General features: G+C 38.1%; 9 protein-coding genes, 1 other RNA gene and 1 pseudogene. 1 reads left to right on the top strand and 10 read right to left on the bottom strand.

Going from position 1 to position 11,704, the window contains the following annotated elements:
• Positions 1–2: 2 nt before the first annotated feature.
• A complete protein-coding gene (locus tag AC0NBN_RS06025) occupies positions 3–242 on the bottom strand; it encodes an acyl carrier protein (RefSeq protein ID WP_002976354.1) in 240 nt (79 codons plus the stop codon).
• A 284-nt stretch (positions 243–526) separates the two neighbouring features.
• Between AC0NBN_RS06025 and AC0NBN_RS06020 the strand changes: the two genes are divergently transcribed.
• The gene (locus AC0NBN_RS06020; protein ID WP_160813789.1) at positions 527–1,063 is read left to right on the top strand and encodes a hypothetical protein; all 537 of its coding nucleotides are present in this window, start codon (positions 527–529) and stop codon (positions 1,061–1,063) included.
• An 82-nt stretch (positions 1,064–1,145) separates the two neighbouring features.
• Here the strand turns inward: AC0NBN_RS06020 and AC0NBN_RS06015 are convergent, their stop codons facing one another.
• From AC0NBN_RS06015 to ssrA, 9 genes and pseudogenes are all read right to left on the bottom strand, one after another.
• On the bottom strand, positions 1,146–2,324 hold the full coding sequence (locus tag AC0NBN_RS06015; protein WP_160813790.1) for a DUF3570 domain-containing protein: 1,179 nt from the start codon (positions 2,322–2,324) through the stop codon (positions 1,146–1,148).
• Between the two features lie 34 nt (positions 2,325–2,358).
• Positions 2,359–2,715, bottom strand: a complete 357-nt coding sequence (locus tag AC0NBN_RS06010; protein WP_474467521.1) for a DUF4266 domain-containing protein — start codon at positions 2,713–2,715, stop codon at positions 2,359–2,361.
• The gene (locus AC0NBN_RS06005; RefSeq protein WP_160813791.1) at positions 2,712–3,638 is read right to left on the bottom strand and encodes an FAD:protein FMN transferase; all 927 of its coding nucleotides are present in this window, start codon (positions 3,636–3,638) and stop codon (positions 2,712–2,714) included. The genes AC0NBN_RS06010 and AC0NBN_RS06005 overlap by 4 nt, the downstream gene beginning before the upstream one ends.
• Before the next feature lie 9 nt (positions 3,639–3,647).
• Positions 3,648–4,091, bottom strand: coding sequence for a thioredoxin family protein (locus AC0NBN_RS06000; RefSeq protein WP_160813792.1), 444 nt, complete (start codon positions 4,089–4,091; stop codon positions 3,648–3,650).
• Positions 4,092–4,167: 76 nt separating this feature from the next.
• Positions 4,168–4,554 (bottom strand): hypothetical protein, encoded by a 387-nt coding sequence (locus AC0NBN_RS05995; RefSeq protein ID WP_160813793.1) that lies wholly within the window; start codon positions 4,552–4,554, stop codon positions 4,168–4,170.
• A gap of 193 nt (positions 4,555–4,747) precedes the next feature.
• Positions 4,748–5,887 (bottom strand): efflux RND transporter periplasmic adaptor subunit, encoded by a 1,140-nt coding sequence (locus tag AC0NBN_RS05990; RefSeq protein WP_160813794.1) that lies wholly within the window; start codon positions 5,885–5,887, stop codon positions 4,748–4,750.
• A gap of 4 nt (positions 5,888–5,891) precedes the next feature.
• A pseudogene (locus tag AC0NBN_RS05985) lies at positions 5,892–10,319 on the bottom strand (CusA/CzcA family heavy metal efflux RND transporter).
• 418 nt (positions 10,320–10,737) lie between these two features.
• The gene (locus AC0NBN_RS05980; protein WP_474467515.1) at positions 10,738–11,121 is read right to left on the bottom strand and encodes a hypothetical protein; all 384 of its coding nucleotides are present in this window, start codon (positions 11,119–11,121) and stop codon (positions 10,738–10,740) included.
• A 78-nt stretch (positions 11,122–11,199) separates the two neighbouring features.
• Positions 11,200–11,601: a transfer-messenger RNA gene (gene ssrA / locus AC0NBN_RS05975) on the bottom strand.
• Positions 11,602–11,704: the final 103 nt, after the last annotated feature.

Below are 11,704 nucleotides of genomic sequence, written 5' to 3'. Positions count from 1 at the left end.
TATTATTTATTTACTACTTCCTCTATATACGCGATAGCGTGCCCTACAGTAGTAATTTTTTCAGCTTGATCATCAGGAATCTGAATGTTAAATTCTTTTTCGAATTCCATGATTAATTCAACTGTATCTAGTGAGTCTGCTCCCAAATCATTAGTGAAGCTAGCCTCAGGAGTTACTTCTGTTTCTTCAACGTCAAGCTTATCAGCGATGATAGCTTTTACTCTTGATGCAATGTCTGACATAGTAAATTATTTTTTTAATTGTTAGATGGTGCAAATATATAAAATTCTTTACGATAAAACATTTTTTTCCTCTTTTTTGTAGAAAGAACACGCATTATTTAATCTGAATAAAGGTAGTCTTTTAGTTATCAATTATTTATGACTGATGTGGTTTTGAATCTTATTTTTTTAAATAAAAATAATTTTTTTACCCGTGAGTTATTTTAAATGAAGTAACTCGTACTTATTTTGATTTATTTTAAACTAGATTATATGGTTTCCGGCAGGCTTTTAAAACTATATATTTGCTAACTGATTTCATAAGAGAATTAGATATGCCGGTTTTTGATCAGAGATTAATTCCAATGACGGATTTTGTGATTGAATATTATTCTAATGAAGGATATGCAGATCTTCATACACTCAATCTGATGAATAATTATGCGAAATTTCTCAGAATGCCTCTTCGTCTGGATATGTTTGTTCCTGTAGACGAGAAAGGAAATGTTCTTAAAGAACCTAAAAATTATCAAATTTGGAAATCTTTACCACACAATCAGGAGATAAGTACTGATGAAAATTCAGGAAATAAAATTTCAGATGAGAAAAGGTTTTTTCAAAGAGCTGAAGCAAAGATATTGTTTGAGGGTTTTGAGTTTGCCTATAACGGGTTTTCTGTCGCAAGATTAACGGCCTCTTATAATTCTTCAATAGAATTGTCTTTTAATAAAAACGAACAAATTTTTCAGGGTTTTGCAGATGTTGAATCACTTGTTTCACTTGGAGAAATTTATCTCAGCAAGCCTGCTTTAAATTTAATTGGATTAAAAGCCACTCTTTAATTATATGAAATTCAGGAATTTGTAAAACCAGCATTAATTAAAGTACATGACCCGCGAAATTATTAGCAGGTCATGTTGATTTTTACTTAAATCTTAAATTTAACGAAATAATATCAGATTTCATCCCGATGGATTTCGTGTAATGTCCGTACCGTATTTCCAGCATATTCAGTCGTTCTACGCCAAATAATCCGTTCTTCGGACTGATTCTGATTCCTGCTCCATAAAAATGGCTGTTGAATTTTGACAAATCATAATTGCTGGTGTAAAAATCGTCAAATGCCGTATGCTGCTGATAAGGTGCAAAATATTTAGCCGCAGTCTGAGAATAATAACGATAGAAAGGACTCACCGAAACAAAAGGTGAAACTTTCACCGGTGTCTCTAAGCTGAAAGTATTGGATTTCAAGCCCCAATCGTCGTTATAATAACGGTAATATGCTCTCAGAATGACTTTGTCACCTAAGAAATAATTAGCTCTTACTCCCAAAGGTATTTTAAATCTTTTATCCGGCAAAGCTTCCTGATGAACAGAATTGTCATTAAAATATACCCTATGGAATGGCAGACCTAAATATCCTGTCTGCTGAACAGCATCCCCCAAAATTTCAATTTGGAAATTTTGATTAATGATCTGTGAGTACGCCAGAGACAAGGCAAAAGTATTTCTTCCCTGTGTTCCCGAACTTTGCACCGAAGGATCATTTCGGAGTTCAATTGGGACGATCATTTTTACCTGATCCAGAAAAGCCTGAAATTTAGCGGTAAATTCGCCCATCCTGTTAGGTGTTTTTTTTGCAAAACCAATATTGGCACTGTATGATTGATAATCATATTCGCTGGAAGAAGAAATTCCAGCAAACAGGGTATTTCCTTTTTCTTCGTTCTCGCGGCTCCAGCTTAATGCAGGATAAATTCTGTTGTCTGCGTGGGAAGCCGATGAATTCGCTTTCAGGTCAATCATATCTGAAGAGGCGGAAGTATAATGATCGATCCCGACACTTACATTGAATTTATTTTTACGGTCTTTTTTATCGTATTTCACCATCGTTACATCGATCGTGTTGGAAACATCGGTCAGTTTTTCTGAGCCGATTCCTCCCGTAACGGCAGAATTGTGTCCGTCCTGTTTGTAGTAACTAGAAACTAAATTAGCTTCTTCAAAAGTCAGCTTTTTGGGCTGTTCGTTATTTGTGTTTTCCTGTGCTTTTGCATTAAATATTCCGAAAAGAGCAACAACACTTATGATTATTTTTTTCATTGTAGATCACATTAAATTTTACCATTCTCTTTTCTTAATTGCATCCGCAACCGCCGCCCACTTTTCCGGCATTGGCTCCTGAAGAACCTTCTCTGTAAGACTGAAAGCTCAGTTCGGTCTTCTCAATGGTTCTGTTTCCGAGAACCATTTCGGCATCGTTGAGCTTATTTTTTTCGTATTCTTTTACGGTGGTACAGGAATTCAGCAAAGGAATTGTTATTATCGAAAGAACTGCAATGGCTTTGTAATTTAAAACGTTGAATCTTCGCAGCCCGGCTTGAACGGAGCTCTTTTTGTGAGGAACGAGCAAAAAAGCGGGAGTGGAAGACGGATTAAGCTGCCCAAATAAATTTTGAACAATATTTCTGGTATTTTTATTTATATTTTTCATTTTAAGTTAATGTTTTGAGATGAATAAATTCTGTCCTGATCATCGATAATGATACACTCCAGATGATTGATCTGGTTGATCATACCGAGTGCGGCATCGATTCCCATAATACTGACGGGAGTCGCCATTGCATCGGCAATTTCTGCGTTGGGACAAAATACTGTAACACTTTTTACGCCCGAAACAGGCATTCCTGTTTTGGGATTGATGGTATGAGAATATTTTTTACCATTGATGACCACGAATTTCTCGTAATTTCCAGACGTTGCAACCGCCATATCCGTAATATTCATATAAGAAAAAGGCTGTTTTGCATTGTCGGGATCGGCAATTCCTACAGTCCAGGGTTTTCCGTCCGCCTGATTTCCCCAAGTTGTCAAATCGCCGGAAGCATTTACAATTCCGGCATTCACATTTCTATCCTGAAGAATTCTTTTTGCCCTTTCTGCGGCATATCCTTTCCCGATTCCTCCAAAACCGACGCGCATTCCTTTTTCTTTAAGGAAAACGGTCTGATTGTCGCGATCAAGAATAATATTCTGATAATTAACCAGTTTCAGATGATCTTTTATTTTTTCAGGATTAGGAAGCTCTTTCATTTTACGGTCGAAATTCCAGAAACTTTTATCGATTCCGCCGTAAGAAATATCGAAGTAACCGTCTGTAATTCTGCTGATCCGTAAGCTTCTTTCAATAAGGTCAAAAATCTCCCAATCTACTTTCACGGGTTTTAATCCCGCATTTTGATTAATGAGATTAGTCTGACTGTCATCGCTGAAAGTAGTCAACAGTTTTTCGATTCTCCGGATCTCGGTAATGGCTGCATTAATATGATCATAAGCAAGTTTTTCATTATCGCTTACAACGGTAATTTCAAAAGCGTTCCCCATCAGTTTCTGAGGTCTTTTGAATTCTCTAAGCATCTCTATTATTTATTTTTGATTTTCCCTGATTTCCCTGATTTCCTTACTGAAAGCCAGTGCATTTTCTGAAGGCAGTCCTTCCCAGCTTTTCAGAATTTTTCCTTCTGAATTTAGTAGAAGTGTATACGGAAACAAGCCTTTTTTATTATATGCATCGGCAAGAGAGGCATTTTCTTTTTTCAGATCGGCAGATAGCTGATTTTTCTTATTTCTCGGGAAATCTGCGTTGATGTACACAATTACTTTATCAGATTCCAGTTTTTTGAAATCTTCTGTTTCGATGATATTTTTATGAAGCTTGATACACGGAATACACCAGTCTGAACCAGAAAAATTAAGCAGAATGAGTTCTTTGTTTTCTGCTGCGATTTTTTTTGCGTTTTCCACTCTGCTTTGTGCGTGGAAACCAACGGATAATACAACCATAAGAATGGCTGATAATAATGTTTTCATTATTTTAAATTTTATAATGATTTTGAAAAATAAATGATGTGTTTTGATTAAAGTAAAATCAAAATTTCAAATGGTTTTAAGTAATGGATTTCGGCGTTTCCCAGACAGACCCGGTAAATCCTTTGTAGCAGAAATCTTCGTCTTTTGAAGGGATTTTGTGAGACACAGAAATTTTGAAAGAGTTATTCTGAAGTTCCAACCGAAAACCTTGCTGAAGTGTAAAAACAAGGTTTAATGGTTTTGCGTGGATAATAAAAGGCAGTTTTCTGTCTTTACCGTAATCTCCGTCTTTTGCAGGATGATCGTAATGTGCTTTGAAAAAAGCAATCAGCGGCATTTCCGGATTAAGATGTTTATGTTCCCAATAATGTTCCACCAAAGCCGGAATCTTCAAAAGCTGATACAGCTCGGTTGTAGAAACCAAGAATAAGGATAGTAACAATATGGAAACCAACTTTTTCACACAATCAAATTTATTAAATTTCCCGTTAAGAATGATTTTAAATTAATCCGGATTATAACGCTAAAATATTCAATAAATTGTTCAGCTTTAGTTTATTGTTTAAACTAAAGCTGAATTAATTCTGAAATAGTTCAGACAGACTTTACATTTTTAACTGACGAATAATGATATCAAATTACTTTAAACTTAATATTTATTCTTCTTCCTCCGTATTTTTAAGCTTCATCAAAAGCGTATAAGCATTTTTGGTCACGATCTTTTTATTCTTAAAATCATCAAAATTGAGGATCTGGATAAATCCGTTTTCCGTTTCCCCCAAAGTAACCGGAGTCAATCGGTACGTCTGCTTTTTAACCTCAACAAACACAAAGTCTTTGCCTTCAAAATTCACGATGCTTTCTTCCGGAACTGCATTGGAAAAGGAGGTGCTGGTTTCAATTTCGGCATTCATATACATTCCCGGAACAAGACTGTGATCGTAATGATCGAAATGGCAGTGAACTTCCGCCAAACCACCCTGACTTATATCTTTGCTGATGAGAAGGATTTCTCCATAATATTTTTTGCTCGGATCTGCATTGGTATATGCTGCGAAACGCTGCCCTTTTTTCAGGTTTTCCAGGTCTTTTTCATACACTTTAAGATTCAGATGAATATCGTCGGGATTGATGAGTTCAAAAAGTACATCCGAAGGATTTACATATTTCCCGATGTTCACATTCACTTTACTTACAAAACCATTGATTGAACTGTACACAGGAACGCTTTTCGTAATGCTTCCCGATTTTAAAGATTCCGGATTGATATTGATGAGTCTGAGCTGCTGCGCCAGTGAATTCATCAGAATTCTCTGGCTGTTCATTTCAGACTGGGCGAGCTGCATCGCTTTGTCGCTGCTTGCCTGACTTTGGTTCAGAGTTTTCTGACGGTTGTAATCCAGTTCTGCAAAATGTGCTTTGGATCTTGCCATTAAATAATCCTGCTGAAGCTGAATGAACTGCGGATTTTCGATCACGGCAATCACCTGACCTCTGGAAACCGGCATTCCCGGAAGCAGATTGCTGGATTTCAGATAGCCGCCAAGCGGAATGCTTACAGAAACAAGATTTTGAGGCGGAACATCGATCATTCCGTTTAATTTCAGGGTGGAGGCAATATTCTGTAACGAAAGCGTGGTTGTTTCTATTGGTGCATTTCTTAACTGAGCATCGGTTAAAGTCACTACATTTTCGTCTTTCGGGAGGCTTTTTTCCAGCTTCGGAGCTTCTTCTTTTTTACACTGAATGAATACAAAAAAGCTGATTAATAAGGTATATATTGAAATTGATTTCATTTTTTTACGGATTTAAAGTAAGGTATTCCAGTTCAATGGCACTTTGGTTAAGTTTCCAGACTGCATCGGAGTAATTGTTTTTAAGCTGTACCGCCTGATTTACGAGGATCACAAATTCGAGGTAATTGATTTCACCGCCGATAAACTGTCTTTTCGCCGTTTCGGTAATGACGTCTGCATTTTTCAGGTCGGAGCTTTCATATTTTGAAACAATTTCCAGATTGGACTGATAGATTTCTCTGGCTTTTTTAAGCTGATTCTGAAGGTTGAATTCCGCGTTTTTCAGCTCACTTTCAGCAACAGACTGTGCTACTTTTGCAGCTTCAATTCTCGCTTTCTGACCACCTGAAAATATCGGAAGCGAAACACCCACCTGAACGGAATGGAACTGAGGTGTTGCATTATACAATTTATCATCCGGACCCAATCCTTTAAAACTGTTCAGATTATATGCGAATTGTAATCCGGGAAGCATTTTTGCTTTTTCCAGCGCGATCTGTTCTGTGGAAATATTTTTCTGCTGTTCCCAGATTTTCAGTAATGGATGATCCATCAGTTTTTCGTTTAAAGAATTGGCAAACGATTTTGAATCTTCGGGAATGAAATATGTTTCCGTATTCAGAAGCCATTGAAACTGGATCTTTAAAACGGCTAATTCCTGCTGCAATTGTTTTAACTGAATTTCTATCGCCGATTTCTGGCTTGAAGCGGTTGTTTTTTCCAGAATATTGCTCTCGCCTGCTTTCAGTCTAAGGTTCGCTTTGTCTGAAAAGTCGGTGTACAGTTTCAGGATTTCATTCAGCAGTTTTTCTTTTTCTTTCCAGTACAGAATGTTGTAAAAGGTAAGACTGACTGCCTTTTTAAGTTCATATTCTTTCAGGGAAACATTCAGCAGAGATTTTTTCCATTCCTCGGTGTATACATTTTTCTGTTTTTTATACACTGTCGGAAAAGCAATGTTCTGCGAAACGCCAAATTTCGTATCGTTGTACGCACTGTTGATCTGTCCGTAGTCGAACGTTACACCAGTCTGCGGAATATCATTTGCCGATTTTATCAAAGCTTTGGAATATTCAGATTTCAATTTTTCGTTTTTAAGATTTCTGTTGTTTTCCAGTGCGGTATTGATCGCAGTCTGAAGATTGATCGGCGTTTGTGCCTTCAATCCAAATCCTGCAAAGTTGAATAGCAATATGAATACAGCCGTTATATTTTTGTGATTATTTTTCATATGTAGATATTTATTGTTTTTTAAAGGTCATATGTAATTGCGTTTTCTTCATAGGCGTTTGCGTTTTCCAAATGATGGCGATTTCATTTTAAATCCTTTTTCAATGGTTACATAAAGAAGCGGCAGTACAAAAAGAGTAAGGAAGGTTGCCACGAGCAGACCTCCGATCACCACGGTTGCCAACGGACGCTGAACTTCCGCTCCTGCTCCGTTGCTGAGCGCCATCGGAATAAATCCTAAAGATGCCACGAAAGCCGTCATCAAAACCGGACGAAGTCTGGATTCTCCGCCATCAATTACAATTCTTACGATATTCCGGATTCCGCTTTTGTATAATCTGTTGAATTCTGAGATGAGAACGATTCCGTTGAGAACTGCCACTCCGAAAAGGGCGATGAACCCTACTCCTGCACTGATGCTGAAAGGCATTCCTCTCAAAGCCAGAAGAAATACCCCGCCAATAATTGAAAGTGGAATCGCGGTGTAAATTAGCAGACTTTCTTTCACCGAACCGAATGCTAAAAACAACATCACAAAAATGAGCGCCAAAGCAACCGGAACGGCAATCATCAGACGTTGTTTTGCATTGTTCAGGTTTTCAAAAGAACCTCCGTAAGTCATATAATAACCTGTCGGAAGTTTTATCTCTTTGTTGACTTTGCCCTGAAGTTCTTCCACAATGCTCTGAACGTCTCTTCCTTTGATGTTGAATCCAACGACAATTCTGCGTTGTGCATTTTCTCTCTGAATCTGATTGGGACCGTTTTTCACCTCAACTTTCGCGAGCTGGGAAAGCGGAATCTGGTTACCAAACGGAGTCGGAACCAGCAGATTTTTAATATCATCCACATTCTTACGAACTTTGGAATCGAGACGAACGACCATATCGAAACGTTTTTCGCCTTCAAAAACGAGACCTGTACTCTGCCCTGCGAATGCAGCATTCACAATCCGGTTGATGTCGGAAATCGATAAATGATATTGTGCAATAACAAGACGGTTATATTCTATGGTTACCTGCGGCATTCCTGCAATCGGCTCAATGTAAAGATTTTGCACTCCGTCTACAGTTTCAATAATTTTACCGAGTTTCTGGGCATTTTGGGAAAGAACGTCCAGATCATCTCCAAAAATTTTCACCACTACATCCTGTCTTGCTCCTGTCATCAATTCATTGAAACGCATCTGCACCGGAAACTGGAAACTTACCGTTACACCGGGAACATCCTGCAGTTCTTTGGTCATTTTATCAGCCAGTTCAGGGAATGTGGAGGCAGAAGTCCATTCTTTTTTGTCTTTCAGGATCACCATCAAATCGGCGGCATCCATCGGCATCGGGTCTGTAGGAACTTCCCCGCTTCCGATTTTTGTCACGACTTTTTGTACTTCGGGAAATCTTGATTTCAGGATATGAGCTGCCTTCTGTGTACTTTCAATGGTTGTAGTAAGATTGCTTCCCGGCAAAACTCTGGTTTCCACGGCAAAATCTCCTTCTTCAAGGGAAGGAATAAATTCTCCTCCCATTCTGCTGAGAATGAAAATTGCCAAGACAAAAAGTACAGCCACGATGGAGAATACCATTTTCGGAACTCTTAAGATTTTAAGCAGTGTTTTCAGATAGATTTTCTCTACTTTTTTCATCATCCGGTCAGATAAACTCGGCTTTGAGCTTCTTTTTCTTAAGAGCAAAGAACTCATCATCGGAATGTACGTCAACGACAATAAAAATGCACCTAATAAAGCGAAAGCCACAGTCTGAGCCATTGGTTTGAACATTTTCCCTTCAATTCCCTGTAAGGTAAGAATCGGAAGATAGACAATGAGAATGATAATCTGTCCAAAAACGGCACTGTTCATCATTTTTCCGGCCGAATCGGTAACAATGGTATCCATTTCTTCTTTTCCAACGGAGAATATTTTTTTGAATTTTGAATTATGGCTGAACTGATGCAGGACGGATTCTACAATAATGACCGCACCGTCGATTATCAGACCAAAATCTAATGCACCTAAACTCATCAGGTTTCCGCTGACTCCAAAAAGATTCATCATACAGATGGCAAAAAGCATTGCGAGAGGAATTACCGAAGCAACGAGCAATCCTGCGCGTACATTTCCAAGGAACAGAACCAGTACAAATACAACAATTAATGCACCTTCTGTAAGGTTTTTCTCAACGGTTCCGATAGCGTTGTTTACCATTTTGGTACGATCCAGGAACGGTTCTATTACGACTCCTTTCGGAAGGGTTTTCTGAATCTGTGCGATTTTTTCTTTTACGTTTTTAATGACCTGATTGCTGTTTTCGCCTTTCAGCATCATCACCACTGCTCCAGAAACTTCTCCCTGATCGTTGAATGTCATTGCACCGTATCTTGTGGCAAAGCTGGTTTTCACTTCTGCAACATCTCTAATGAACAACGGAATTTCATTGGTTTTGGAAGCAATTGCAATATTTTTAATGTCTTCGATATTGCCAATCAAACCTTCGCTCCGGATGTATAAAACGGTCGGTCCTTTTTCGATATAAGCTCCTCCTGTATTTTGGTTATTGGTGTTTAATGCATTGAAAACGTCGTTGATGGTGATTCTGTAAGCGTTTAATCTGTCGGGATTTACGGCAATTTCGTACTGTTTTAGTTTTCCTCCGAAACTGCTGACTTCGGCAACGCCTTTTACACCGAGAAGCTGCCTTCTCACGATCCAGTCCTGAATGGTGCGGAGTTCTGTAATGTCGTATTTTTTCTCGTAGCCTTTTTCGGGACGGATTACATACTGGAAAATTTCGCCTAACCCTGTGGAAATAGGACCTAATTCCGGGGTTCCGATTCCCTGCGGAATCTGGGTCTGAACCTGCTGCAGCCTTTCTGCCACCTGTTGTCTTGCCCAGTAAATATCGACATCATCCTCGAAAACAATGGTAACGAGTGATAACCCGAAACGGGAAAAACTGCGGATTTCCTTTAATCCTGAAATATTATTGTTCGCCTGTTCTATAGGAAATGTCACCAATCTTTCGATGTCTGTTGCTCCAAATGAAGGGGCAATGGTAATGACCTGGACCTGATTGTTGGTAATGTCGGGAACTGCATCTATCGGAAGTTTGGTAACCTGATAGGAACCCACGCCTATCAATCCCAAAATCAACAGCGCAATGATGAGTTTGTTCTTTACAGAAAACTCAATGATTTTTGTAAGCATAATGTTTTGTTGAGCTTATTAGCAGATGATAGATAATAGATGATAGATAACTAGTTTACAGATAAGTATCTCTATTTGAATTACGATTCTAGCAAATGCTTATGAATAAATAATAATGGTCTGATACCAATTAATGCCTATTTTAATCGCTGGAATTTATACTGGCTTGCAGCCCGAAGTGCCTCATTCTTTTACCTTCAATTTTTGAATCGGCGAATCTCGTTCCTCGATTTGAGTGGAGCTCTTTTGTAATTTTCGGTTGGAAAAGCTTTGGCAAAATTACAAAAAGCGGGAATCCTTCGACAAGCTCAGGATAAACTTCGGGCGGATTAGCTGCCCAAATAAAAACCTGTATAAAATTCACCAATAAGTATCAGAAATCTCCCAAAGTGATATTTGAGAGGAATTCAGAAAAAAATCAACAAGATTTCGGCGGCTGCCAGATGGAATTGAGAATATCTTTATTGTAAAAGATGCTTTTATAAAAAGTTGGATTAGATTTAATAATCTGGGTATTTTCTTTTTCAGAAAAAAAGAGTGTAAGCGGAGTTATGGGAGTAAAAACAACTACAAGATGTGCCTCGTACGAAACAAAAGGAAGTTGCTGGTCTTTGGTATAATCTGAATCTTTTACAGGATTATCATAATGGATTTTGAAAAATGAACCGATTGTAAGTTTAGGATTCTGCTCTTTATGTTCAAGATAATGCTCAATAAGCACCGGAACTTTCAAAAACTGATACAGCTCGGTTGTAGAAACCAAGTATAAACTAAGCAATAGTATTGATATCAGTTTTTTCACTTCTGCAAAATTATAAAATGTTTCGTTAAGAATGGTTTTAAATAAACAAAAAACCATCCTGATTGGATGGTTTGTACATTGTGGAGTTGGAGGGATTCGAACCCTCGTCCAAACAAGCAATACATAAGCTTTCTACATGCTTATTCTGCTATTGGTTTTCGACGGGAAGCAGAGAGCAGACGCCCAACTTCCAGCTTATCTTCTGAGGTTTTCGAGCTTTAGCCGAAGCATCTAAAGCCTTATTTCCGCATTCCTATATCCCAGAATCAAACGCCGCAGAATAGAGCATTTGTGGAATATCTTGCTTCCCTACTAACATCTTCGGGAAAACGCTTGATCTACTATACTTCGATATTAAGCTGCAAGAGCGAACTCTTCGTTGCCAGTTAAAATTTTGCAGCAAAAGATTTAAGAGATTGCGCTGCGGTTCTCTGCATGCTTACTTATCCATTGGTCTTGCTGTCGAAACCAGTCAACCCCATGAATTGTTCTGCAAAGATAAGGTTTTTTGTTTAAAAAGTAAGATTTTGTTTGAAGATGAAAAAATAATAACCGATAATTTTGTCGTTTAATTAAAAATACA

It is taken from the genome of Chryseobacterium sp. L12 (genome assembly GCF_056133985.1).
Note: the sequence above shows the minus strand (reverse complement) of the source record. Positions and strands in the feature narration are given on the sequence as shown.

What these genes read in the sequence shown, in the direction of transcription:
- AC0NBN_RS06025 (WP_002976354.1), bottom strand. Translation starts at nt 242, where the DNA reads ATGTCAGACATTGCATCAAGAGTAAAAGCTATCATCGCTGATAAGCTT.
- AC0NBN_RS06015 (WP_160813790.1), bottom strand. Translation starts at nt 2,324, where the DNA reads ATGAAAAAAATAATCATAAGTGTTGTTGCTCTTTTCGGAATATTTAAT.
- AC0NBN_RS06010 (WP_474467521.1), bottom strand. Translation starts at nt 2,715, where the DNA reads ATGAAAAATATAAATAAAAATACCAGAAATATTGTTCAAAATTTATTT.
- AC0NBN_RS06005 (WP_160813791.1), bottom strand. Translation starts at nt 3,638, where the DNA reads ATGCTTAGAGAATTCAAAAGACCTCAGAAACTGATGGGGAACGCTTTT.
- AC0NBN_RS06000 (WP_160813792.1), bottom strand. Translation starts at nt 4,091, where the DNA reads ATGAAAACATTATTATCAGCCATTCTTATGGTTGTATTATCCGTTGGT.
- AC0NBN_RS05990 (WP_160813794.1), bottom strand. Translation starts at nt 5,887, where the DNA reads ATGAAATCAATTTCAATATATACCTTATTAATCAGCTTTTTTGTATTC.